This is a genomic window from Pseudoalteromonas sp. DY56-GL79, from assembly GCF_041414765.1.
Taxonomy (GTDB): Bacteria; Pseudomonadota; Gammaproteobacteria; order Enterobacterales; family Alteromonadaceae; genus Pseudoalteromonas; species Pseudoalteromonas piscicida.
In genome coordinates, this window is sequence record NZ_JANHZS010000022.1 from 1 (window position 1) to 26,060 (window position 26,060).

General features: G+C 44.4%; 22 protein-coding genes and 1 tRNA gene. 7 read left to right on the forward strand and 16 right to left on the reverse strand.

The window, feature by feature from the left end; genetic code table 11:
- The 15 genes from NO992_RS16085 to deoC form a co-directional block, all read right to left on the reverse strand.
- The coding region (locus NO992_RS16085; RefSeq protein WP_010374560.1) for a GTP-binding protein at positions 1-158 on the reverse strand (158 nt) is incomplete at its 3' end.
- Between the two features lie 57 nt (positions 159-215).
- Entirely contained in the window at positions 216-2,330 is a 2,115-nt protein-coding gene (gene fusA / locus NO992_RS16090; protein ID WP_017219221.1) for an elongation factor G, read from the reverse strand.
- A 27-nt stretch (positions 2,331-2,357) separates the two neighbouring features.
- Positions 2,358-2,828 carry a 30S ribosomal protein S7 gene (gene rpsG / locus NO992_RS16095; protein WP_010376219.1) on the reverse strand — a complete coding sequence of 157 codons (471 nt, stop codon included), beginning with the start codon at positions 2,826-2,828 and terminating at the stop codon, positions 2,358-2,360.
- Between the two features lie 101 nt (positions 2,829-2,929).
- Positions 2,930-3,304 carry a 30S ribosomal protein S12 gene (gene rpsL, locus NO992_RS16100; protein ID WP_010367657.1) on the reverse strand — a complete coding sequence of 125 codons (375 nt, stop codon included), beginning with the start codon at positions 3,302-3,304 and terminating at the stop codon, positions 2,930-2,932.
- 350 nt (positions 3,305-3,654) lie between these two features.
- Positions 3,655-7,836 (reverse strand): DNA-directed RNA polymerase subunit beta', encoded by a 4,182-nt coding sequence (rpoC, locus tag NO992_RS16105; protein ID WP_010607820.1) that lies wholly within the window; start codon positions 7,834-7,836, stop codon positions 3,655-3,657.
- Positions 7,837-7,945: 109 nt separating this feature from the next.
- The gene (rpoB, locus tag NO992_RS16110) at positions 7,946-11,971 is read right to left on the reverse strand and encodes a DNA-directed RNA polymerase subunit beta (RefSeq protein ID WP_017219219.1); all 4,026 of its coding nucleotides are present in this window, start codon (positions 11,969-11,971) and stop codon (positions 7,946-7,948) included.
- A gap of 350 nt (positions 11,972-12,321) precedes the next feature.
- A complete protein-coding gene (gene rplL / locus NO992_RS16115; RefSeq protein WP_010376226.1) occupies positions 12,322-12,684 on the reverse strand; it encodes a 50S ribosomal protein L7/L12 in 363 nt (120 codons plus the stop codon).
- A gap of 71 nt (positions 12,685-12,755) precedes the next feature.
- The gene (rplJ, locus tag NO992_RS16120) at positions 12,756-13,250 is read right to left on the reverse strand and encodes a 50S ribosomal protein L10 (RefSeq protein WP_010376227.1); all 495 of its coding nucleotides are present in this window, start codon (positions 13,248-13,250) and stop codon (positions 12,756-12,758) included.
- 337 nt (positions 13,251-13,587) lie between these two features.
- Positions 13,588-14,292 carry a 50S ribosomal protein L1 gene (gene rplA / locus NO992_RS16125; RefSeq protein WP_010376228.1) on the reverse strand — a complete coding sequence of 235 codons (705 nt, stop codon included), beginning with the start codon at positions 14,290-14,292 and terminating at the stop codon, positions 13,588-13,590.
- Positions 14,293-14,298: 6 nt separating this feature from the next.
- Positions 14,299-14,727, reverse strand: coding sequence for a 50S ribosomal protein L11 (gene rplK / locus NO992_RS16130; protein ID WP_010376229.1), 429 nt, complete (start codon positions 14,725-14,727; stop codon positions 14,299-14,301).
- A gap of 167 nt (positions 14,728-14,894) precedes the next feature.
- Positions 14,895-15,452 (reverse strand): transcription termination/antitermination protein NusG, encoded by a 558-nt coding sequence (gene nusG, locus NO992_RS16135; RefSeq protein ID WP_010376230.1) that lies wholly within the window; start codon positions 15,450-15,452, stop codon positions 14,895-14,897.
- A 4-nt stretch (positions 15,453-15,456) separates the two neighbouring features.
- Positions 15,457-15,834 carry a preprotein translocase subunit SecE gene (secE, locus tag NO992_RS16140; RefSeq protein ID WP_010376231.1) on the reverse strand — a complete coding sequence of 126 codons (378 nt, stop codon included), beginning with the start codon at positions 15,832-15,834 and terminating at the stop codon, positions 15,457-15,459.
- A 133-nt stretch (positions 15,835-15,967) separates the two neighbouring features.
- Positions 15,968-16,044: transfer RNA gene (locus NO992_RS16145), tRNA-Trp, on the reverse strand.
- 96 nt (positions 16,045-16,140) lie between these two features.
- Positions 16,141-16,641 carry a hypothetical protein gene (locus NO992_RS16150; RefSeq protein ID WP_010376232.1) on the reverse strand — a complete coding sequence of 167 codons (501 nt, stop codon included), beginning with the start codon at positions 16,639-16,641 and terminating at the stop codon, positions 16,141-16,143.
- A complete protein-coding gene (gene deoC, locus NO992_RS16155) occupies positions 16,625-17,374 on the reverse strand; it encodes a deoxyribose-phosphate aldolase (protein WP_010376233.1) in 750 nt (249 codons plus the stop codon). Before deoC ends, NO992_RS16150 begins: the two co-directional genes overlap by 17 nt.
- A 147-nt stretch (positions 17,375-17,521) precedes the next feature.
- Here deoC and NO992_RS16160 point away from each other — a divergent pair, with 147 nt between their 5' ends.
- The 7 genes from NO992_RS16160 to cysQ all read left to right on the forward strand — a co-directional run bounded on the left by NO992_RS16160 (position 17,522) and on the right by cysQ (position 24,907).
- Complete coding sequence (locus tag NO992_RS16160) at positions 17,522-17,704, forward strand: hypothetical protein (RefSeq protein ID WP_081629159.1); 183 nt, start codon at positions 17,522-17,524, stop codon at positions 17,702-17,704.
- 284 nt (positions 17,705-17,988) lie between these two features.
- Complete coding sequence (gene cysG / locus NO992_RS16165) at positions 17,989-19,410, forward strand: siroheme synthase CysG (RefSeq protein WP_371378932.1); 1,422 nt, start codon at positions 17,989-17,991, stop codon at positions 19,408-19,410.
- Positions 19,411-19,452: 42 nt separating this feature from the next.
- Positions 19,453-20,352, forward strand: a complete 900-nt coding sequence (gene cysD, locus NO992_RS16170) for a sulfate adenylyltransferase subunit CysD (RefSeq protein WP_010376235.1) — start codon at positions 19,453-19,455, stop codon at positions 20,350-20,352.
- Positions 20,352-21,767 carry a sulfate adenylyltransferase subunit CysN gene (gene cysN, locus NO992_RS16175; protein WP_017219215.1) on the forward strand — a complete coding sequence of 472 codons (1,416 nt, stop codon included), beginning with the start codon at positions 20,352-20,354 and terminating at the stop codon, positions 21,765-21,767. The genes cysD and cysN overlap by 1 nt, the downstream gene beginning before the upstream one ends.
- Before the next feature lie 33 nt (positions 21,768-21,800).
- Positions 21,801-23,525 carry an SLC13 family permease gene (locus tag NO992_RS16180; RefSeq protein WP_172439990.1) on the forward strand — a complete coding sequence of 575 codons (1,725 nt, stop codon included), beginning with the start codon at positions 21,801-21,803 and terminating at the stop codon, positions 23,523-23,525.
- Positions 23,526-23,536: 11 nt separating this feature from the next.
- Positions 23,537-24,133 (forward strand): adenylyl-sulfate kinase, encoded by a 597-nt coding sequence (cysC, locus tag NO992_RS16185; RefSeq protein WP_010376239.1) that lies wholly within the window; start codon positions 23,537-23,539, stop codon positions 24,131-24,133.
- Positions 24,134-24,136: 3 nt separating this feature from the next.
- A complete protein-coding gene (cysQ, locus tag NO992_RS16190; protein WP_010376240.1) occupies positions 24,137-24,907 on the forward strand; it encodes a 3'(2'),5'-bisphosphate nucleotidase CysQ in 771 nt (256 codons plus the stop codon).
- Between the two features lie 48 nt (positions 24,908-24,955).
- On the opposite strand, the gene NO992_RS16195 is transcribed toward cysQ, so the two are convergent.
- Complete coding sequence (locus NO992_RS16195; protein ID WP_371378939.1) at positions 24,956-25,786, reverse strand: arylamine N-acetyltransferase; 831 nt, start codon at positions 25,784-25,786, stop codon at positions 24,956-24,958.
- Positions 25,787-26,060 lie beyond the last annotated feature (274 nt).

Sequence of the window (26,060 nt, forward strand, 5' to 3'; positions counted from 1 at the left end):
GCGTTATCGATTGATGCGAAGTCTTTTGCTGTACCACCGTATACTTTTGCAAGTACGTTAGTGATTGCTGCAGTTAGTGTAGTTTTACCGTGGTCAACGTGGCCGATAGTACCAACGTTTACGTGCGGTTTTACGCGTTCAAACTTTTCTTTTGCCATTTTCAAATTTCCTATAAAGAAATTAAAGTCCAGCCCTAAGACCGGACCGAACTAAAATTACTTAACAGCGCGAGCTGCAATTATTGCATCAGCTACGTTTTTAGCCGCTTCAGCATACTTTAGGAATTCCATAGAGTACGATGCGCGCCCTTGTGTAGCGGAGCGTAAGTCTGTTGCATAACCAAACATTTCAGAAAGCGGGACCTGAGCATTAATTTGCTTCGAGCCACCAAATGCTTCTTCCATGCCTTCAATTATGCCACGACGACGATTTAAGTCGCCTACTACATCACCCATGTTTTCTTCAGGGGTGATTACTTCTACTTTCATGACAGGCTCAAGTAGAACCGGACTTGCTTCTAGCGCGCCCTTTCTAAAGCCCATCGAACCTGCGATCTTAAACGCCATCTCGTTTGAGTCAACATCGTGGAACGAGCCATCAAACAGGGTAGCTTTAACACCCAATAGCGGATAACCGGCAAGAACACCTTGCTTCATCTGCTCTTGAATACCTTTATCAACCGCTGGGATATACTCTTTTGGTACTGTACCACCTACGATTTCGTTAACGAATTCGTATATTGGCGCATCATCATCAGAGACATCCATTGGTTCTAGCTTCAACCAAACGTGACCATATTGACCACGACCACCAGATTGACGCACAAACTTACCTTCAGCTTCAACAGAAGCTCGGATAGTTTCGCGGTATGCAACCTGAGGCTTACCAACGTTACACACAACGTTAAACTCACGCTTCATACGATCGACAATGATATCTAAGTGAAGTTCACCCATACCAGAGATAATCGTCTGACCAGATTCTTCGTCCGTTTCTACACGGAATGAAGGATCTTCTGCTGCAAGTTTACCAAGCGCAACGCCCATTTTTTCTTGGTCAGCTACTGTTTTAGGTTCTACTGCGACCGAGATTACAGGCTCAGGGAACTCCATACGTTCTAACGTAATTGGGGCATCTTGAGCACAAAGTGTATCACCAGTAGTCACATCTTTTAGGCCGATAGCAGCCGCGATGTCACCCGCATGAACTTCTTTAATCTCTTCACGCGAGTTAGAGTGCATTTGAACAATACGTCCAAAACGCTCTTTTTTACCTTTAACAGGATTTAGTACCGAATCACCTTGGCTAACTTTACCAGAGTAAACTCGGAAGAAAGTAAGTGTGCCAACGAATGGATCGGTTGCGATCTTAAATGCAAGCGCCGCAAACGGTGCATTATCGTCAGCTTCACGCGTATCTTCGGATTCGTCTTCTAAGACACCTTGGATAGCTTTTACTTCAGTAGGCGAAGGCATGAATTCAATCACAGCGTCAAGCACAGCCTGAACACCTTTGTTCTTGAATGCACTACCTGTCGTCATTGGCACAATTTCATTGGCCAATGTGCGTTGGCGAAGGGCTGATTTAATCTCTTCTTCGCTCAACTCACCATCTTCAAGATATTTTTCCATTAGCTCTTCAGAAGCTTCTGCAGCGCTCTCAATTAGATGAGAACGCCATTCTTCAGCAAGCTCAAGAAGATCTGCAGGGACCTCTTCATAGTTGAAAGTCATCCCCTGGTCTTCTTCATTCCAGTTAATCGCTTTCATCTTGATAAGGTCAATAACACCTTTAAATTCATCTTCAGCACCAATTGGTAGCTGAATAGGCACAGGTGTAGCACCGAGACGTTTTTTAACTTGTTCAACAACAGACAAGAAATTAGCACCCGTACGATCCATCTTATTGACGAAAATCATACGTGGTACTTCGTATTTATTTGCCTGACGCCAAACGGTCTCAGTTTGCGGTTGCACACCTGATGAAGCACATAACACAACAACAGCACCATCAAGTACGCGCAATGAACGCTCTACTTCGATAGTAAAATCTACGTGTCCTGGAGTATCGATGATGTTTACACGATGCTCATCAAACTGAGCATCCATCCCTTTCCAGAAACACGTCGTTGCAGCAGAAGTGATCGTGATACCACGCTCTTGCTCCTGCTCCATCCAGTCCATAGTTGCGGCACCGTCATGTACCTCACCAATCTTATGAGAAAGACCAGTATAGAAAAGTACGCGCTCGGTCGTAGTTGTTTTACCCGCATCTACGTGAGCACATATACCAATGTTACGGTAGCGCTCAATCGGAGTTGTCCGTGCCATAATATCCTCTTAAAGGGTGTTAGCAGATTACCAACGGTAGTGAGCGAATGCTTTGTTCGCTTCAGCCATACGGTGAACGTCTTCACGTTTCTTAACCGCAGTGCCTTTGTTTTCAGCAGCGTCGATCATCTCTTGAGCAAGACGAAGACCCATTGATTTTTCGCCACGCTTACGTGCAGCTTCAACCAACCAACGCATACCTAGTGCGTTACGACGCACTGGACGTACTTCAACTGGTACTTGGTACGTTGAACCACCAACACGGCGAGATTTAACCTCTACCTGTGGGCGAACGTTATCAAGTGCAGATTCAAAGATTTCTAGGTGCGACTTGCCTGATTTTTCAGCAGCCACGTCTAGCGCACCATATACGATTTTTTCAGCAGTAGATTTCTTGCCGTCAAGCATTACTACGTTAACGAATTTAGCAAGAAGCTCTGATCCGAACTTCGGATCTGGAAGAATTTTACGTTGACCTATTACGCGTCTTCTAGGCATTTTCTTTCTCCGGTATCTTCAGGTCCGTGCTAAACACGGATTCCCAAAACAATATATAAAAATTTAAAACTTAAGTGCTTGGCCTTACTAACGGAGAACCATTAGCCCTTAGGACGTTTTGCACCGTACTTAGAACGAGCCTGTCTACGGTCGTTTACGCCTGCACAGTCAAGTGCACCACGAACAGTGTGGAAACGCACACCTGGTAAGTCTTTAACACGACCACCACGGATTAGGATTACACTGTGCTCTTGTAGGTTGTGACCTTCACCACCAATGTATGAAGTTACTTCGAAACCGTTAGTTAAACGTACACGCGCTACTTTACGTAATGCAGAGTTTGGTTTCTTAGGTGTTGTTGTATATACACGAGTACATACACCACGCTTTTGTGGACAAGCTTTAAGAGCAGCAGAGTTGCTCTTTGTAACCTTGCTACGACGTGGCTTACGCACTAGCTGGTTAATAGTTGCCATTAAATAGCTCCTGAATTAATAAATTACTACTGAAAAATAAAATCTTACCATTTAGGTCAAATCCAATTTTCTTGAACGACTAAAATGGGTGGCCGAATTTTAATGACCAAAGTTTAACCTGTCAACCAAAAGTCGTCATCAGCGCTAAGTAAATGCATGCAATTCGGATGGTTTTGTCTGCGAAGCTATTGAAAGTTAACAAAAGTTAGCGATTGCATTGAAAAACCTTTGTTGCAGTATACATATTGATGTGACGCTTTGATGGCAATTCGACCAGCGAGTTAAAAAGGCATAAAAAAACCGCTGTATTCACACAGCGGTTTTTCAATTAATTCGCTAAATGGCGAGGATTACTCGTTGCCACCTAGTAAATCAGCGTTTAGTGCATCTGTTAGCGCTTGAGTCGCCTCTTCAGCACTTACTGTTTGCTCTTCAACAGCTGCTTCACCTTGCTTACGACGGTTGATGCGCTCTTCATGGTATGCGAAACCTGTACCCGCTGGGATCAAACGACCCACGATTACGTTTTCTTTCAGACCACGTAGCTCATCGCTCTTACCGTTAACCGCAGCTTCGGTTAGAACACGTGTTGTTTCCTGGAACGATGCCGCAGAAATAAACGATTCAGTCGCAAGTGACGCTTTAGTAATACCCATTAGTTGGATTTCAAACTTAGCTGGGATCTTACCTTGCATTTCTAGTTCACGGTTAGCGATGTTTACACGTGCAACTTCAGCTTGCTCGCCTACTAGGAATTCACTGTCACCACCATCAAGGATGATACACTTACGAAGCATCTGACGAACGATAGTCTCAATGTGCTTATCGTTAATCTTTACGCCCTGTAGACGGTATACTTCTTGTACTTCGTTAGTGATGTAGTTAGATACATCAGTAACACCACGTAGACGTAGGATGTCGTGCGGAGACTCTGGACCATCGGCGATTACTTCACCTTTAGCCACTTGCTCACCTTCGAACACGTTAAGCTGACGCCATTTCGGGATCATCTCTTCGTATGCATCACCCTCTTCCGGTGTGATCACAAGACGTTTCTTACCTTTAGTCTCTTTACCGAAGCTAACGGTACCTGTGATTTCTGCAAGAATTGCAGGATCTTTTGGCTTACGCGCTTCGAATAGGTCAGCAACTCGAGGTAGACCACCCGTGATGTCACGAGTCTTCGAACCTTCTTGTGGAATACGAGCCAATACCGAACCAGGTAATACTGTTGCACCATCTGTGATTTCAATCGTTGTGAATGAAGGTAGACGGATCTCTTGAAGACCACGTTCTTCGTTCTCAATGATTAGTTTAGGCTCTTTCGCGTTTACTTTCGCAAGATCCTTAACAACCACACGTGTTAGACCAGTTAATTCATCAGTCTGTGCTTCAGTGTTTGAATCATCGATATCGCTAAACGATACTTTTGACTCATGTTCAATGATGATTGGGTGGCTATGCGGGTCCCAAGTAGCAACAATGTCGTTACCTTTAACGTCAGCACCATCTTGTACAGTTAATACTGCACCGTAAGGAACTTTATAACGCTCTTTCTCACGACCGTGCTCATCGATTATCGTGATCTCAGTTGAACGAGAGGTGATAACGATTTTGCCATCAGCATTGATTACAAACTTCGCATTGTGAAGTTTCAGATTACCATTGTTCTTAACTTGAACACTGTTCTCTGCAGAAGCTCGTGATGCCGCACCACCGATGTGGAATGTACGCATCGTAAGCTGTGTACCCGGCTCACCGATTGACTGTGCCGCGATTACACCAACTGCTTCACCAGGGTTGATGATGTGGCCACGTGCCAAGTCACGACCATAACAGTGTGCACACACACCAAAGTCGTTTTGACAGGTGATTACAGAACGTACTTTAACTTCGTCTACTGAGTGCTCTTCTAGAAGGTCACACAGTTTTTCGTCAATCATTACGTTACGTTCAACCAATACTTCTGTTGTACCTGGCTTAACCACGTCTTCAGCAACAACACGACCTAATACACGCTCACGAAGCGGCTCTACAACGTCACCACCTTCAATTAGCGGCTTCATTACTAGACCTTCTTCAGTACCACAGTCTGATTCATTGATAACCAAATCTTGTGCTACGTCTACTAGACGACGAGTTAGGTAACCCGAGTTCGCTGTCTTAAGTGCCGTATCCGCTAGACCCTTACGCGCACCGTGCGTCGAGATAAAGTACTGTAGTACGTTTAGACCTTCACGGAAGTTCGCTGTAATTGGCGTTTCGATGATTGAACCATCTGGACGTGCCATTAGACCACGCATACCCGCTAGCTGACGGATCTGAGCAGCACTACCACGAGCGCCTGAGTCTGCCATCATAAACACAGAGTTAAATGACGGTTGCTCTTCTTCGTTACCTTCAGCGTTGATAACCGTTTCTTTTGAAAGGTTAGCCATCATCTCGCGAGAAAGGTTTTCGTTTACACGTGACCAGATATCGATAACTTTGTTGTATTTCTCACCGGCAGTTACAAGACCTGATTGGAACTGTTGGTTGATTTCTGCAACTTCAGCTTCCGCACGATCGATGATCTCACCTTTCGTTGGTGGGATTACCATGTCATTGATACCGATAGAAACACCTGACTTCATCGCGTAGTGGAAACCGGTATACATCACTTGGTCAGCAAAGATAACTGTATCTTTAAGACCTAGACGACGGTAACACTCGTTAAGAAGACCAGAAATTTGTTTCTTACCTAGTGGTTTGTTGATCAGTTCAAACGGCAAGCCTTCAGGGATATTCAATGAAAGGATTGCACGACCTACTGTCGTATCTACTAGGTGAGTTAACGTGCCGCGCTCACGTGTTTCTTCGTCGATAGTCACTTCTGTGATACGCACTTTAACACGAGCGTGAAGCTCAGCAGCACCTACACGGTATGCTTTTTCAGCTTCTTTAGCATCTTTAAATACTAAACCTTCACCTTTACCGTTGATACGATCGCGAGTCATGTAGTAAAGACCTAGTACAACGTCCTGTGAAGGAACGATGATTGGTTCACCGTTAGCTGGTGCTAGGATGTTGTTGGTAGACATCATCAATGCACGCGCTTCCAACTGCGCTTCAAGCGTCAGTGGTACGTGAACAGCCATTTGGTCACCATCGAAGTCAGCGTTATACGCCGCACACACTAGCGGGTGCAGGTGAATCGCTTTACCTTCGATAAGTACAGGTTCGAATGCTTGGATACCTAGACGGTGAAGTGTTGGCGCACGGTTAAGTAAAACTGGGTGCTCACGGATAACTTCGTCTAGTACGTCCCAAACCTCTGGTACTTCACGCTCAACCATCTTCTTCGCAGCTTTGATGGTTGTCGCCATACCACGGCGCTCTAGTTTACCGTAGATAAATGGCTTGAATAGCTCAAGTGCCATCTTCTTAGGTAGACCACACTGATGTAGTTTCAGCGTAGGACCAACGGTGATAACAGAACGGCCTGAGTAGTCAACACGCTTACCTAGAAGGTTTTGACGGAAACGACCTTGCTTACCTTTGATCATGTCAGCAAGCGACTTCAGTGGACGCTTGTTAGAACCTGTAATTGCACGGCCACGACGACCATTATCAAGTAGCGCATCAACCGCTTCTTGAAGCATACGCTTTTCGTTACGTACGATGATATCTGGTGCAGCTAGGTCTAGAAGACGCTTCAAACGGTTGTTACGGTTGATCACACGACGGTAAAGGTCGTTCAGATCTGAAGTCGCAAAGCGACCGCCGTCTAGTGGTACTAGTGGACGTAGATCTGGTGGAAGAACCGGTAGCACGCTCATTACCATCCACTCAGGGTTGTTACCTGATTGGTGGAACGCTTCCATTAGTTTAAGGCGCTTAGTGATTTTCTTACGCTTAGTTTCAGAGTTGATTGTTGGCAACTCTTCACGCATTTCAGCGATTAACTGACCAAGGTCTAGGTCACGAAGTAGATCAAGTACAGCTTCTGCACCCATCTTCGCTTCGAACTCATCACCGTGCTCTTCAAGTGCATCTAGGTATTCTTCTTCACCTAGTAGCTGACCGCGCTCAAGCGTAGTCATACCTGGCTCAGTAACCACGAATGATTCGAAATAAAGTACGCGCTCGATATCACGAAGCGTCATGTCTAGCATTAGGCCGATACGTGACGGAAGTGATTTCAAGAACCAAATATGCGCAACTGGGCTAGCCAGCTCTATGTGACCCATACGGTCACGACGTACTTTTGTTAGCGTTACTTCAACGCCACACTTTTCACAGATAACACCACGGTGCTTCAAGCGCTTGTATTTACCACACAAACACTCGTAATCTTTTACTGGGCCGAAGATACGGGCACAGAATAAGCCATCACGCTCAGGCTTGAAAGTACGGTAGTTGATTGTCTCAGGTTTCTTTACTTCACCGTAAGACCATGAACGCACCATGTCTGGCGAAGCAAGACCAATGCGAATTGCATCGAATTCTTCGGTCTTATTTTGTTGCTTCAGAAACTTAAGTAAGTCTTTCACCTTAGCTCTCCTGTCGGAGGTTAATCTTGAGGGCAAGCCATGCTCACCCCTACATTCTTTTCAGTCCGGTTGCAGTTATGCAACGCCGCAGCGCACTGCGGCGGTCGGATTAAATTTCTTCCAACTCGATGTTGATACCTAGCGAGCGGATTTCTTTCAACAGTACGTTGAACGACTCAGGCATACCCGGTTCCATCTTGTGGTTACCGTCTACGATGTTCTTATACATCTTAGTACGACCGTTAACGTCATCCGACTTCACTGTCAACATTTCTTGTAGCGTGTAGGCAGCACCGTATGCTTCTAGTGCCCATACCTCCATCTCACCGAAACGCTGACCACCGAACTGTGCCTTACCACCCAGCGGCTGCTGAGTAACTAGGCTGTAAGAACCTGTTGAACGCGCGTGCATCTTGTCATCAACAAGGTGGTTCAGTTTCAGCATGTACATGTAGCCTACTGTTACTTGACGCTCAAATGCATCACCAGTACGACCATCATATAACGTTACCTGACCACTTCTTGGATAACCACCAAGCTCTAGCATGTCTTTGATTTCAGCTTCACGTGCACCATCAAATGCTGGTGTTGCGATTGGAAGACCACCTTTAAGGTTATCTGCCAAGCGACGGATTTCATCATCAGAGAAGTTAGCAATATCTACTTTCTGACGGCAGTCACCGATTTCGTAAGCTTTCTTGATGAATTCGCGTAGCTCGTGAATTTCACGTTGCTCTTTCATCATTTCTTCAAGACGTTCACCGATACCACGAGCAGCTAGACCCATGTGAGTTTCTAGGATCTGACCGATGTTCATACGTGATGGTACACCCAGCGGGTTAAGTACGATATCTACAGTACGACCTTTATCATCGTAAGGCATGTCTTCAACAGGAACGATAGTTGAGATTACACCCTTGTTACCGTGACGACCCGCCATCTTATCACCAGGTTGGATACGACGTTTAACAGCTAGGTATACTTTAACAATCTTAAGTACGCCAGGTGCTAGGTCATCACCTTGAGTGATCTTACGACGCTTGTTCTCGAAACGCTTATCGTAGTCAGCTTTAAGCTCGTCATACTGTGCAGCTAGTTGCTCAAGCTCTGCTTGATGCTCTTCATCAGCAAGGCTTTGTGTTAGTAGCTTCTCAGTGTTAAAGCCAGCAAGCTGCTCTTCACTCATACCTGATTTAATCAGTAGGTTACGAGCGTGAGTCAGGATACCGCCTTCAAGGATTCTGAACTCTTCGTTGAAGTCTTTCTTCGCTTCGCGAAGCTGCATATCTTCAACTTCTAGTGCACGTTTGTCTTTTTCAACACCATCACGCGTAAACACTTGTACGTCGATAACCGTACCAGATACAGAGTTAGGTACACGTAGTGAGCTGTCTTTAACATCAGACGCTTTTTCACCGAAGATAGCACGTAGTAGCTTTTCTTCAGGTGTTAGCTGCGTTTCACCTTTAGGCGTTACTTTACCTACAAGGATGTCGCCGCCTTTCACTTCAGCACCGATATATACAACGCCTGATTCGTCAAGCTTACCTAGTGCAGACTCACCTACGTTTGGAATATCCGCAGTGATTTCTTCTGGACCAAGCTTAGTATCACGAGCAATACACTGAAGCTCTTGAATGTGGATAGTCGTTAGACGATCTTCTTTTACAACATTCTCTGAAAGTAGGATTGAATCCTCGAAGTTGTAACCATTCCAAGGCATGAACGCTACGCGTAGGTTCTGACCAAGTGCTAAGTCACCTAGGTCTGTTGAAGGACCATCAGCAAGCACGTCACCACGTACCACCGGCTCACCAACCATACAAGTTGGTTTCTGGTTGATACACGTGTTTTGGTTTGAACGTGTGTACTTAGTTAAGTTATAGATGTCGATGCCCGCTTCACCTTGGATGCGCTCATCTTCATTAACGTTAACAACAATACGGCTCGCATCAGCGTACTTAACGATACCGCCACGTTTAGCAACGATTGTTACACCAGAGTCTTTCGCTAGTGTACGCTCAATACCAGTACCAACTAGCGGCTTATCAGCACGTAGTGTAGGTACAGCTTGACGTTGCATGTTCGATCCCATCAATGCGCGGTTCGCGTCATCGTGTTCTAGGAATGGGATAAGCGCTGCAGCCACAGAGATTACCTGCTGTGGAGATACGTCCATATACTGGATGCTGTCGCTTGGCATAAAGGTTGATTCACCTTTAAAACGACATGGAATCAATTCTTCAGCAAATTGGTTGTCATCAGTTAGCGTTGTATTCGCCTGTGCGATAACGAACTGACCTTCTTCAATTGCTGATAGGTAATCAACATCGTCAGTAACGATACCGTCTACTACTTTGCGGTATGGAGTCTCTAAGAAACCATAGTCGTTTGTACGCGCGTAAGTAGATAGCGAGTTGATTAGACCGATGTTTGGACCTTCAGGCGTTTCGATAGGACAAACACGACCGTAGTGCGTTACGTGTACGTCACGTACTTCGAAGCCAGCACGCTCACGAGTTAGACCACCCGGACCTAATGCAGAAATACGACGTTTGTGCGTTACTTCTGAAAGCGGGTTGTTCTGGTCCATAAATTGTGAAAGCTGTGAAGAACCAAAGAATTCTTTTACTGCTGCAGAGATTGGCTTAGCGTTGATCAAATCCTGTGGCATAACGTTATCTAGGTCACCAAGACTTAGACGCTCACGTACTGCACGTTCAACACGTACAAGACCTACACGGAATTGGTTTTCAGCCATTTCACCTACAGAACGGATACGACGGTTACCTAAGTGGTCGATGTCATCAACATCGCCTTTACCGTTACGGATGTCGATCAATACCTTCATCACGCTCACGATATCTTCTTTAGATAGCGTACCGTTACCTTCATCTGAATCATAACCAACACGGCTATTGAACTTCATACGACCAACCGTTGAGAGGTCGTAGCGCTCTTCAGAGAAGAATAGGTTATCAAATAACGCTTCTGCAGCTTCTTTTGTTGGTGGCTCACCAGGGCGCATCATGCGATAGATTTCTACCAATGCTTCTAGGCGATTGTTAGTAGAATCAACACGTAATGTCTCTGACATGTACGCACCGCTGTCTACTTCGTTGATGTAAAGCGTATCGATCTTTGAGTGACCCGCTTTCACCAATTCAGCCATAAGCTCTAGTGATAGTTCAGTGTTCGCTTCTGCAATCACTTCGCCTGTTGATTCGTCGATATAGTTTTTAGCAACAACACGACCGATGATGTACTCATGCGGTACTTCAAGAGTGTCGATGCCTTGCTTTTCGATGCTCTTAATGTGGCGTGCAGTAATACGACGGCCTTTTTCAACCAATACGTCACCGTTTGCATCTTTAATATCAAATGCAGCGGTTTCACCACGTAGGCGTGAAGGCACAAGTTCCATCAACACTTTGCCATCTTTTACTTCGAAACTTGTCGTTTCAAAGAATAGTGCCAAGATTTCTTCTGAAGTGAACTCTAGTGCACGTAAGATGATAGATGCTGGTAGTTTACGGCGACGGTCAATACGAACGTAAAGGTTATCTTTAACGTCGAATTCAAAGTCAAGCCATGAACCACGGTAAGGGATCACACGTGCGTTATATAACACTTTACCAGATGAGTGTGATTTACCACGGTCGTTATCAAAGAATACACCAGGTGAACGGTGTAGCTGAGAAACGATAACACGCTCAGTACCATTGATTACAAAAGTACCGGTGTCTGTCATGAGCGGGATTTCGCCCATGTAAACTTCTTGCTCTTTTATGTCTTTGACTGTGCCAGGTGCATCTTTGTCCATTAGCACAAGACGTAGTTTAACGCGAAGTGGAGCAGAATATGTCACACCGCGAATTTGACATTCTTTAACGTCAAATACTGGCTCGCCAATACGATAACTGACGTATTGAAGTTCAGAGTTGCCCGAGTAGCTCTTGATAGGGAATACAGAACGGAAAGCAGCTTCCAATCCAGTATCGCCATCGGCATCAGGCGCAATGAACTTATCGAACGATTCCAACTGCATTTGCAGTAGGAAAGGTATGTCCAAAACCTGTGGACGTTTACCAAAATCCTTACGGATACGTTTCTTTTCAGAATAAGAGTAAGCCATGGGGTTCCTCAGCTTGCTGATCTTTGACCCAACCTGTCCAAAATTGAACAGACTTCACTGGCATCTAAGCCATGATAACAACATCTAAATTGTCACACTAACTTGCTTAACTAACGGCTTAAATGAGCACAATTCAGGCTATATTCAAATCGTTAATGTCATCAAATCAGTGTTACTTCAAATGCCATTGCGATTTTCAACAAAAACTTCTAAGTTATTGAAAATTACAGTGAAATTCGAAGATTTATGCACGATAGAAATGCATATCTCTATAGCGCAAAAGGGCCGGTGATTAAATAATCACCAGCCCTTGCCTGATTTCTCAGGCAGCGAACCTAGCGGGAGCTAGATTACTTGATCTCAACTTGAGCACCAGCTTCTTCAAGATCTTTCTTAAGAGCTTCAGCTTCTTCCTTAGATACACCTTCTTTGATAGGTGCAGGAGCAGACTCAACTAGAGCTTTAGCTTCTTTAAGGCCTAGACCTGTTGCGCCACGTACCGCTTTGATTGCAGCAACTTTGTTACCGCCAGCAGCAGCTAGGATTACGTCGAACTCAGTCTTTTCTTCAGCAGCTTCAGCAGGACCAGCAGCAACAACAGCAGCAGCTGCAGTTACACCGAACTTCTCTTCCATAGCTTCAACTAGTTCAACAACTTCCATTACTGACATTTCAGCAATAGCGTCAAGGATTTGGTCTTTAGTTACAGACATTTCAAATTTCCTAATTATTTACGAACCCATGCGGTTCAAAAAATTTATTAAAGAAAGGAGCGTTGCTTAAATTAAGCAGCTTGCTCAGCTTTCTGTACACGTACCGCTTCAATTGTTTTACACAATTTGCCAGCAGACGCTTCTTTCATAGCGCTCATTAAGCGTGCAACAGCTTCGTCGTAAGTAGGTAGCTTAGCAAGCATATCTACGTCAACGATTTTGCCTTCGAATGCAGCAGTTTTAAGCTCAAATGCTTCGTTCTTTTTCGCGAAATCTGCAAAGATACGCGCAGCAGCACCAGGGTGCTCTGAAGAGAAAGCGATTAGGCTTGGACCAACTAGTGATTCATTAAGGCATTCGTAATCAGTGCCTTCAACCGCACGTCTAGCTAGGGTGTTACGAACAACTTTCATCCATACACCAGCTTCACGAGCTTCTTTACGAAGAGCAGTGATTGCACCTACTGTTACACCACGAGAATCAGCAACAACTGCTGAAAGAGCACCTTTGGCAGCTTCGTTGACTTCAGCAACAATTGCTTTTTTGTCTTGAAGATTTAAAGCCATGGGTGTTACTCCTGGTTTATAGAAAAACAAACATGTTTTTCAGTTCTACTCTACCCTGCTAAAAACTTTAGCAGAGATGCTTTTTACGGCGAGAGCCAGAAGATTAGGAAAATCTAGCTGGGATTCACACCGTCTACGTAGGACGATTAAGGCCGAAGCCACCTACGGTCTTGGACGGAAGCGCAATTTATCGATTCATTGTAGACCATGATGGAAACAATTTTCGAAATTATGCGCTTCAACCCGAATTCTTTGCTTTGTAAAGAAGTACACTTCTCTACAAAATGGCGCAAAATTATAGTCTAATTTTTACGCCATGTAAACGCTAAACTCTAAATTATACTACTTGAGTATTTAGAGTAGCTTGGTCTAAAGCAACACCAGCACCCATCGTAGTAGAGATGCTTACTTTCTTCACGAAAGTACCTTTTGCAGTAGAAGGCTTAGCCTTCTTAAGCGCGATGATTAGCGCTTCAAGGTTTTCTTGAAGTTGGTTAGCGTCAAAGTCTACTTTACCGATAGTAGTGTGGATGATACCGTTCTTATCGTTACGGTAACGAACCTGACCAGCTTTAGCGTTCTTAACAGCTTCTGCAACGTTAGGCGTTACAGTACCTGTCTTAGGGTTAGGCATAAGACCACGTGGACCTAGGATTTGACCTAGTTGACCAACAACGCGCATTGCATCTGGAGAAGCAACAACAACGTCAAAGTTCATTTCGCCTTTTTTAACTTGCTCTGCAAGGTCTTCCATACCTACTAAATCAGCACCAGCTTCTTTAGCAGCTTCAGCATTTGCACCTTGAGTGAATACCGCTACGCGTACATCACGACCAGTACCGTGAGGTAGTACAGTTGCACCACGTACGTTTTGGTCAGATTTACGAGCATCGATACCTAGGTTTACAGCAACGTCAACACTTTCAACGAACTTAGCAGTAGCAAGTTCTTTTAGAAGAGCAACAGCTTCGTTGATTTCGTACTCTTTAGTCGCATCCACTTTTTCGCGGATAGTACGCATACGCTTAGTTAATTTAGCCATTCTCAATTACTCCTCTACGTTCAAGCCCATTGCACGTGCAGAACCTGCAATCGTGCGTACAGCTGCGTCCATATCAGCAGCAGTAAGATCTGGACGTTTCGTCTCAACGATCTCTTCAAGTTGAGCACGAGTAACTGTACCAACTTTTTCAGTGTTAGGACGACCAGAACCAGACTTGATACCAGCAGCCTTCTTAAGAAGGTATGCCGCAGGTGGAGTCTTCATTTCAAAAGTGAAAGAACGGTCACTGTAAACAGAAATAACAACAGGAACAGGTGCGCCTTTTTCGATAGACTCTGTACGTGCGTTGAACGCTTTACAGAATTCCATGATGTTTACACCGTGTTGACCTAGTGCAGGACCTACTGGAGGACTAGGGTTAGCCATACCAGCAGCAACTTGTAGCTTGATTAGAGCTTCAACTTTCTTAGCCATGATAATACCTCAATTGTGGGTCTTTGCCTCGTGCGCGCGAGGACGCGTACTCAAACGGCTTCCCAGTTAAAAAATTCAGTCTTTTTGCCGCATATTTTTGCGTACAACAAAAAGGCCGCTGATTATAGATTAATCAGCGGCCTTTGACAACTTTTTCAAGTTAGAATTTATTTGTCTTTCTCAACCTGACCAAATTCTAGGTCTACAGGCGTTGAACGACCGAAAATAAGTACCGATACTTTCAGGCGACTCTTTTCGTAATCCACTTCTTCAACCACACCGTTGAAGTCAGCAAATGGACCATCTGTAACACGAACCACTTCACCCGGCTCAAATAAAGTAGCAGGTTTCGGTGCTTCAGCATTTTCTTGCAGACGGTTAAGAATACGATCCGCTTCTTTTTGACTGATTGGTGCTGGACGGTCTGACGTACCACCAACAAAGCCCATTACACGCGGTGTGCTATTCACCAAGTGCCAAGACGCATCGTCCATTACCATTTGAACTAATACATAGCCAGGGAAGAATTTACGCTCAGATTTACGTTTCTGACCTGCACGCATTTCAACCACTTCTTCAGTCGGCACAAGGATCTCACCGAATAGGTCTTCTAACCCTTCGATTTTAATATGCTCGATAATGGTTTGTGCTACGCGTTTTTCAAAACCTGAAAACGCTTGGATCACGTACCAACGTAATTTCTTTTCTTTGTTCTCATCCGACATGGGATCAGATCTCCAATCCAGTTAAAAAGCCTACTGCACGGAAAAGTATACCATCTAATCCCCATAGGATTAATGCCATAATCACCGTTGCAATGATCACGATGAAAGTAGTGTGAGTCGCTTCCTGACGCGTTGGCCAGATAACTTTACGTACTTCAATACGTGATTCTTTAGCAAAAGCGATAAAGGTACGGCCTTTTTCAGTCGTTACCAAAATGCCCAAAGCCGCAGCGATAGCTGCAACTACGCCAACAGCGCGTACTAAAACAGATAAATCGGCATATAGATAATTACCAACTACGGCACCAGTTAGAAGTGCAATAGCAGCTAGCCACTTTACCGTGTCCATCGAGCTCGACGAGTTTTCAACATTAGTGCTCATAATCAATTTTACCTTAAATACAGACACAACAACCCTGCATAGAACAGGGTAAATCCATTCAATCCAAATTTACAAATAAGCGACTTAAGTGGTTTTGGGTCACGTTATTTTAAATGTGGACTTGTTGCTGAATTGGCAGGGGCGGCAGGACTCGAACCCGCAACCATCGGTTTTGGAGACCGCTGTTCTACCAATTGGAACTACGCCCCTGCAAAGTGGATGCCCATTATACTGACGAAGCAAACGAAAACAAGTGTAAAAGATATGCAAAGTAACATTTAATCTAAACTTGGTTTTGCGACGTCTTCAGAAAAGACGCAATAAATCTCCGTGATAAAAATCACAAAGCACCCAAACTTGCTCAAATGGGTGACAATCAGGGATCTCCCAAGTGGCTTTTAAGCGCTTAAAATCGTCAAGATGATAAATGGGGCTGGCGTTTCGAATTAACAACCAAACACGTTGTGAATCATAGTGTTTTTTGGCTTTTTGATTGAGCAGCCGCTGCAAACCGATACTCAGTTGATCGGAGTCAGCGGCTTGGCTCATTACAGCCAGCTCTCTTTGCGTGGAGAGAGATAGCGGACGCCCAAGCACAGCCATCGCTTCTTTCTCACTGGCATAAAAATGGGCTATTTCGATATCAAGCTGTGTTTTTCCCTGATAACAACTGACATCCGGTTTATTGGGCTCATTGTGCCAAATATGGCGCATATGCACTGCAAACTGCTTTTCATAACTGCGTAAAAACAGTTTAGCCGCGTCATGCTCAAGTTTTATCTTTTCTGCTTCACTCGCTCTGTCCATTCACAACCACTGCTACATCACTCAATAGGCTTGAAGCACCGAATCTAAAATTCTTGGCATTGAGCCACTCGGCCCCCATAATTTCTTCGGCCAATCGTAAATATCGCTGCGCTTCTACTACTGACTTTACTCCACCGGCCGCTTTAAATCCAACCGATTTACCACTGCTTTTGATTGTCTTAAGGATAACTTCAGCCGCTTCTGGTGTAGCATTGACAGCAACCTTTCCTGTACTTGTTTTAACAAAGTCCGCGCCCGCCATAATGGCAAGCTGCGCGGCCTCCGCAATGAGCTTTGGTTTGGCCAATACGCCACTTTCGATGATGACCTTGAGCTTTGCTTTACCTTGACAAGCAAGCTTGCTTGAATGCACATATTGCCAAGGTGTATCTGGATCACCCGCCATCAGCTGCTGATAAGGAAGCACGAGATCAATTTCGTCGGCACCATCTGCGATTGCTAAATGAGTTTGTGCAACGACCTGCTGGAGCTTTTGCTCTCCCGATGGGAAGTTGGTCACCGTTGCTACTTTTATCTGCGACCACTCACGCTTTTCCAACTCTTCTTTTACTAACGTCACAAACTGCGGATACACACAAATAGCCGCTGGTAGTCCAATATCAGGGTTAATGCTATTCAATAACGCGAGAATACTTGCCGGCGTATCGTCCTCTTTCAAAGAGGTCAAATCCATTAAACTCAGCGACAACCGAGCATCAGATTGTAAAGTCATTACCGTGTTCCTTTTCATTCTATGTAATAAGCCTAGGGCCTGTTTATCTTTCAAGTTTGTTTTTGCGGCGGCTTGATTGGTATTTATACAAGGCAGAGCCTGCGTAGCATAGTCGTTCTATGTGAGTCAGGCGATAACACAGTAGAAATGCCAATCAAGTGCTGCCCTTTGGGTTCACCTGAGTGCGCTTTGTTCATTGTTGCTCCACTTTTGCCTAGATTACTAGGCGGCAAATCGAGCGCCGCGACCAAAACCCACTCAGGAGAACAAAAATCAAACAGCAAAGGTCAACAGGCCCTAGTTAAATGCATACAGCAGCACCAACAATAGGACAAATGTCCGCTCACAATTAGCTGTCGGATACGGTTTTCACTATTGTTCATTAAATGAATATCTCATAACCAAACACTATAATCGTCAAATCACAGCAAAAACTTAAGTTAACCCAATGAAATATAAAGAAAGTAAAATTTAACCGCTTTCTTTATAACTTTTGGTTATATTGAGTCGGTTTAAATTATTTTTTCCCACATTTGCAACTCTATATGCTGCGCTCTATTACTGATATCAATCAATATTGATATCTACCGTCGTGATGTTTAGCAGAGGTTATCGTGCAATACTTGCCAATTTTTACCAAACTAGAAAATAAACCTGTATTGATTGTAGGTGGTGGTGAGGTTGCGCTGAGAAAGTGCCGCGCCTTTTTAAAAGCCAATGCAGCAGTCACTTTGGTTTCACCTGAGTTTTGCAATGAGCTTTTATCACTAGCAGCGGATGCAAGCGTTGTACTTCGACATAAGCCATTTGATGCATCAGACTTAGACAATGCCATGTTAGTCGTTGCGGCAACGGATATTGAAGCAGTAAATGCAGAGGTGGCAGAGCTTGCTGAAGCGCGCAACCTTTTCGTTAACGTAGTCGATGACCAACCAAAGTGTAATTTTATTTTTCCTTCAATCGTGGATAGAAACCCGATAACGATTGCCATATCTAGTGCAGGAACTGCGCCCGTCCTTGCAAGACGATTACGAGAGAAGTTAGAAACTCTTATTCCACAACATATTGGTCCGCTGGCAACGCTTGTTGGTCAATTCAGACATAAAGTGAAAGCGCGCTTTAAACACTTTGCAGACCGCCGTCAGTTTTGGGAATCCGTCTTTGATTCAAATGTGGTAAGTGAAGTACAAGCTGGTAACAATGAAAATGCACAAATTCAACTTGAAGCCATGCTAGAAAGCACTCCCTCACCCGAAGGCGAAGTTTATGTCGTCGGTGCAGGTCCTGGCGACCCAGAGCTACTGACGCTTAAAGCATTACAACTAATGCAACAAGCCGATGTTGTGGTTTATGACTACCTCGTTTCAGACGAAATCATGGATCTTGTACGTCGTGACGCTGATTTAATCTGCGTGGGCAAAAAAGCCGGTAATCATAGCGTTAAACAAGAGCACACCAACGAGATTTTGGTTGATTTAGCCAAACAAGGTAAAAAGGTTTGTAGAATAAAAGGTGGCGACCCATTTATTTATGGTCGCGGTGGCGAAGAAGTGCAAGTATTGGCCGAAAATAACGTGAAATATCAAATTGTTCCTGGCATTACTGCTGCAGCTGGATGTAGCGCATACGCTGGTATTCCATTAACTCATAGAGATCATGCCCAAGCTATTCAATTTGTGACTGGGCATTGTAAGCAAGATGGACAAGAACTCGACTGGGAAGGCTTGGCTAAAGCGAATCAAACGCTTGCTGTATACATGGGAGTGATTAAATCGCCGCACATTCAGGCGCAATTACTCACTCATGGGCGCTCGCCGAGTACACCTGTAGCAATTGTTGAGAATGGCACACGCAAATCTCAGCGTGTAGTAAGAACACAATTAGATCAACTTGCACAGACTATTACTGCGCATGATATTCAGTCGCCAGCACTATTGATTATTGGTGAAGTAGCAGCATTACATGAGCAATTAGCTTGGTTTAATAAGAACAATCAAATCAGTAGCTTTGCTCAACCCATTACGCAAGTCGCGTAATAACCGTCACAGATAGTTAAATTTATAAGTAGGACATTAATCATGGCTTTAACCCATCTCCAGCAACTCGAAGCTGAGAGCATAAAGATCATCCGAGAGGTTGCCGCAGAGTTTGAAAACCCGGTAATGCTGTACTCGATTGGTAAAGACTCGTCGGTACTGCTTCACCTTGCTCGTAAGGCTTTCTACCCTGCGAAGATCCCTTTTCCTCTACTCCACGTTGATACCAATTGGAAATTTAGAGAAATGATCGAGTTTCGCGATAGATTAGCAAAAGAGTATGGATTTGAACTGCTTGTGCACAAAAATCCAGAAGGACTAGAGATGAACATCAGTCCATTTGTTCATGGTTCATCTAAGCATACCGATATCATGAAAACACAAGGCCTGAAGCAAGCGCTAGATCAATATGGCTTTGATGCGGCTTTTGGTGGTGCCCGCCGTGATGAAGAAAAATCTCGCGCAAAAGAACGAGTTTATTCATTTAGAGATAAGCACCACCGCTGGGATCCTAAAAACCAACGTCCGGAGTTATGGAATACGTATAACGGTCAAGTGAACCCTGGCGAAAGCATTCGTGTTTTCCCATTATCAAACTGGACAGAGCTCGATATTTGGCAATATATCTACCAAGAAGGTATTGAGATAGTGCCACTTTACCTCTCAAAGCCAAGACCAGTTGTTGAACGTAACGGGACGTTAATTATGGTCGATGACGACCGCATGCCACTTGCCGAAGGTGAAGTGCCAGAAATGAAATCTGTACGCTTCAGAACACTCGGCTGTTACCCACTAACGGGGGCAGTTGAATCAGAGGCCGATACGCTCACTGGAATTATCGAAGAAATGTTGTTATCTACGTCATCAGAACGTGAAGGACGAGTGATTGATCATGATTCATCAGGATCAATGGAGAAGAAAAAGCGCGAGGGGTATTTCTAATGTCAACAGCAAATGAAGTGAAAGAATTAGGCATTGAAACCTACTTAGCGCGTCAGCAAGACAAGAGCTTGTTGCGCATGATGACCTGCGGCAGCGTAGATGACGGTAAATCAACGCTGATCGGCCGTTTGCTACACGATAGCCATCAAATCTATGAAGACCAATTAGCTGCGCTACACAAAGACAATGAAAAAGTCGGCAATGCGGGGGAAGATCTAGATTTAGCGTTACTCGTTGATGGCTTACAAGCGGAGCGTGAGCAAGGTATTACGATTGATGTGGCTTACCGCTATTTCTCGACAGCGAAGCGTAAATTTATTATTGCCGATACGCCGGGACACGAGCAATACACACGTAATATGGTTACGGGTGCTTCGACCAGTGATTTGGCCATTATTCTTGTCGATGCCCGTTATGGTGTACAAGTTCAGACAAAACGCCATAGCTTTATCTGTGATTCATTGGGTATCAAACAGTTCGTTGTCGCGATAAACAAGATGGATATTGTTGATTTTGATGAGGCCGTATTTGAGCGCATAAAGGCCGACTATTTGAAATTTGCTGAACAACTGAACGTACGAGATATTCGCTTTGTGCCAATGTCAGCACTTAAAGGCGACAATGTTGTAAATCGCTCAGAAAAAACGCCTTATTATCAAGACAAACCATTGCTGGAACTGCTGGAAGACTCTCCTGCGGCAGAACCTAATCATGGTTTTGAAGCGCGCTTCCCGGTGCAATATGTTGTGCGTCCTAATCTAGACTTTCGTGGTTTCCAAGGCACATTAACCTCTGGTAGCTTAAGCGTTGGCCAAGCGGTTAAAGTATTGCCATCAGGTAAGACTTCAACCATTAAAGAACTCGTGACTTTTGATGGCAATCTAACTCAAGTGGAAACCGGACAAGCATTCACTATCACCCTAGCAGATGAAGTCGATGTGAGTCGTGGCGATGTGATTGTGCCTGCAGAGTCGACTGCTCAGGTGACGAATCAGATCACAGCTAAGCTGGTATGGATGCACGAAACACCACTACAATTGGGTAAAAGTTATAACCTTAAATTGGGTAGCAAGAAAACCGCGGCAATCGTGAAAAATATCGAGCACACTATCGATGTGAATACACTTGAGCACGGTCAAGCCGATTCATTGTCATTAAATGAAATTGCTATCGTGACCATCGAGCTGACAGAAAATGTCGTTGCGGATGAGTATTTAAATAATCGTGAAACTGGCTCGTTTATCTTAATTGATCGCCTATCAAACCTAACCATAGGTGCGGGTATGGTGGAAACGGTTGAAGCAGCAACAGCAACGTCCTCAAGTCAGTTTAGTGAATTTGAGATTGAGTTTAATGCATTAGTTCGCAAGCACTTCCCTCATTGGCAAGCGCTTGATATTTCGAAGCTAAAATAATGCAATTTAGCCTGTTAGTCGAGGTATGACGTCATTATGGAACAAGTCATTTTAACAGGCATTATGCTAGCGTTAGTGGTGTGTCTTTTTGCCACACGTATTAACGCTGCATGGCTTTTCACAGGTGCAATCGCCACCAGTTATTTGACTGGCCTCATCGATCTTGAATCGATGTTGGTGAACTATGCGAATCCGTCTTTAATCACACTTGTGCTACTTATCCTAGTTTCTATTGCGATTGAAAAAACAACCTTAGTCAAAAAACTCGCCCACTCAATGGCACAAGGTAGTCTCGCAAAAGCGGTGATTAAACTGGGTTTATCCACCGCCTTTTTGTCATCTTTTACCAATAACACGGCGGTGGTTGCTTCGCTTATCACCACCGTTAAAGAGAGCAAAACACATGCGCCTTCTAAGCTATTATTACCACTTTCTTATACCGCTATTTTAGGTGGTACGTTAACGCTGATAGGTACTTCTACCAATCTTATTGTTAATGGCTTTGCCGTAGAAGCAGGTATGGCGCCGCTGGGCTTTTTTGACTTTACCTTAGTTGGTCTCGCCGTCCTGAGTGTTGGTTTATTGACCATCACGATTATGCTCAAATATTTGCCCGACAACGGCAAAAATAATGATGAGGTCGTGCCGTTTTATTTAGAAGGAAAAGTTGAGCCAAGCTCCAAGCTAGTTGGTCGCACGGTTGAAGAAAACGGCCTGCGCGACCTCAAAGACTTATTTCTTGCTGAAATCATTCGTGGTGAACGACGGATATGCGCCGTAACGCCACAACAAGAAATTCTTGCTGGTGATGTTCTGCTATTTGTGGGCGACATCAACTCAGTGCCACTGTTACAGCGTTTCGATGGATTAAAGATAGTCCATGATAAACACGAGAAAGACGTTGAGCACTTGGTGGAAGTGGTCGTAAGTCAGTCTTCGCGCTTTCTTGGAAAAACTATTAAAGAGATCCGCTTTAGGGAGCAGTTTCATGCCGCTATTATTGCGATACGTCGTGGTCATGATCGCCTACAAGGTGGAATCGGTCAGGTCGAATTACAAGCGGGCGACTCTTTAATACTTGCCCCAAGCAGCGATTTTTATGCACTCCCCAATCTCAAACGCGAATTTGTGTATATTTCAGGCCTAGATTTACAAACACATCTATCTCGTAATAAGTCCAACACGGTACTTGCAAGTTTTGCGACAGTGGTTGGCCTTAGCATCTTTGGGGTTGTACCGTTGGTAAAAGGGTTAATTGTGTTACTCGCCGCCCTTGTGGTGCTCGGTACAATCAAAGTCCCTGAGATGAAACGTCGCTTTCCTATTGAGCTTGTCGCTATTGTTGGCAGTGCGATAGGGCTGGCTAAGTTAATGATTGAAACCGGACTAGCGGCAGAGATTTCCTCGAGCTTATTGTGGTTGTTAGGGGATTTTGGTCCTTACGGCGCATTTATCGCCATTTTTGTGATGACTGTGATATTTACCGAGCTCATCACTAACAATGCCGCGGCAGCACTTTCATTCCCAGTGGCTTATGCGCTGGCAAGTGGCTTTGATGTAAATCCACTACCCTTTGTAATGGCGGTAGCCTTTGGCGCATCCGCGAGCTTTATCTCACCTTTTGGCTATCAAACTAACCTCATGGTGTATAGCGCAGGCAACTATCGAATTCGTGATTACGTCACCATGGGACTGCCCTTGTCATTGATTTATTCAGCGACGGTACTGACTGTTATTCCATTTGTCTTTCCATTTTAATAGAGCAAAGTATGGACGAAAATATTGTTTGGCATAACTATGCCGTAGATAAAACAAAACGTAGCGAATTAAAAGGTCATAAGCCTTGCGTGCTTTGGTTTACAGGCTTTTCAGGTTCAGGCAAAAGCACAGTGGCCAATGCACTTGAGCATGCACTGCAAGCTAAAGGCATACATACCTACCTCCTTGATGGCGATAATGTCAGGCATGGACTGTGTAAAGACTTAGGGTTCAGCGATGAAGACCGCGTCGAAAACATTCGTCGAGTGGGTGAACTCAGCAAACTCATGGTCGATGCAGGACTAATGGTACTCACTGCTTTTATCTCTCCTTTTCAAGCAGAACGAGACATGGTGCGTAACTTAGTCGCAAGCGGCGAGTTTATTGAAGTATATCTCGATACGCCGCTTGCAATTTGCGAGCAACGAGACCCTAAAGGTTTGTATAAAAAAGCGCGCGCAGGAGAAATAAAACATTTTACTGGTATTGATTCGGCGTATGAGCCCCCAATTAGTCCAGAAATATGTTTAAATACTTCCGAGCAGTCGCTGGAAGAATCTGTCCAGCAGCTAATACACTATCTACTGTCAAAAAATTTAATAGGGTAAGTCATGAATCATACGGATCTGCTGGAAGAAGTATTAAATCTGAGTATTCGCGCTGGTGAAGCGATTATGGAGATTTATGCCAAGGACTTTAATGTTGAATATAAAGAAGATGAAAGTCCCGTCACTGAGGCAGATCTCGCTGCACATAAAATTATTGTTGCAGGCCTTAAAACCCTCACTCCCGAAATGCCGATATTAAGTGAGGAAAGCGCAGGAATAGATTGGCAAGAGCGCCAACAATGGCAAGAATATTGGCTGGTTGACCCCATTGATGGCACTAAGGAATTCATCAAGAAAAATGGCGAATTTACGGTAAATATTGCACTTATTAATAACGGTGAACCCATTCTTGGTGTTGTTCATGCTCCAGCACTTAATGAAAGCTACCTTGCAGAAAAAAGTATTGGCGCGTTCAAGCAAACGGGTGAAGCTCGCATAGAGCTCAAAGTCACCACAAAGCCCAATCAAGGTTTAATCAAAGTAGTTGGCTCGCGCTCACATCCTTCACCAGATTTAGCCGAGTACCTTACCCGCTTCGAGCAAGTCGACATGGTGCCTAAAGGCAGTTCACTTAAGTTATGTTTAGTAGCCGAAAGTAAAGCCGATGTTTACCCTCGTCTTGGCCCAACTTCAGAGTGGGATACCGGGGCCGGACACGCGGTGGCGAGTATCGCTGGGGCAAAGGTCAGCCAAGTGAATGGCGAGCCTCTGCGCTATAATCAAAAAGCCGAGTATCTTAACCCCTATTTTGTGGTTTCTAGGTTGGAAGACTAAGCTAGAAGGTGGTAATACCGTAAACTAATTCACGTAAAACCAGTCGAATTAACGCTCGACTGGTTTATTTGCGGCGCGAGTTAGGACTTTATCGTATACGCTTTTTAAAACTGCTCTTGGCGTTTCAAGCAAAAATGTCTCTTTTACTAACTGCTCTAGCTGAGCAAAGCTCTCCACTTTAGTTTCAGTAACACTGCCATCGCATTCATGCCATTCGAAATAACTCTGATTACGCATTAAATAACGGTGGCAATCTGTAATTCGAGAGACCACTAAGTTATTCACAAACGCCGCTTCAGGATGTTGATGGGAATAAAAGTGTGCCACTTCACAATCGGATTCGAACACTTCAGCAAGGTCGACATGATATAAAGTAAGCGGTGCTTCTCCTTCCTCTAACAGAGTCACTTTGACTGTGTCTGCTGTCTTTTGTACCTGATAAGTCTGCCGACCTTGGATAGTTAAGGCCTGATTAATGTTAATCGGTACACGAGGCGACTTCACTCCAAATCCTACATCAACCAAGTACTGCTCACCATCCAAATTAAGCAATGTCATCCGGTGAGAACGAGGATTGGAGGAGCTACCATTTAGCATTACTCTCGCAAGAACCGGCCTTACTGTAAACCCAAGCTGTTGCAGCGCTAAAAATGCCACCTTGTTATGCTCAAAGCAGTAGCCACCTTGTTTGTTGGTCACTAAACGGCTAAATAGTGGTAATGGGTCAAGCAACAGACGCTCACCATACATGGCATTAATACTTGAGAAGGCGTAGCGAGAAAGGTGTTTTTGTTGTAACTCAGTGACTAGCTCAATCCCAGCAAAGTGCTGTAACGATAAGCTGCTAAGATATTGATTGATATTCGCTTCTAATTCCATGACTGACTCCTAAAGTTGATGGAGGCAGGTTAAAACCTCAACCCATGTTAAGGTCAATAGGTATTTTTACTTTTTCAGCCATTATTTCTATCACATAACAAGATGTCACTTTGTTATCCAAACCTCTGGTTATTTATTTAACCTGAGGTTTGGATAAGGAATGTTCCAACTCATTGTTGCTAAAGCACAACTTAGTTTTTCCTTGTCTAGCCAGAGAGTTTTAGGGAAAACAAGGCGAATTTACGCGCCAATAGCTGGCTATTGGAAGTGAATT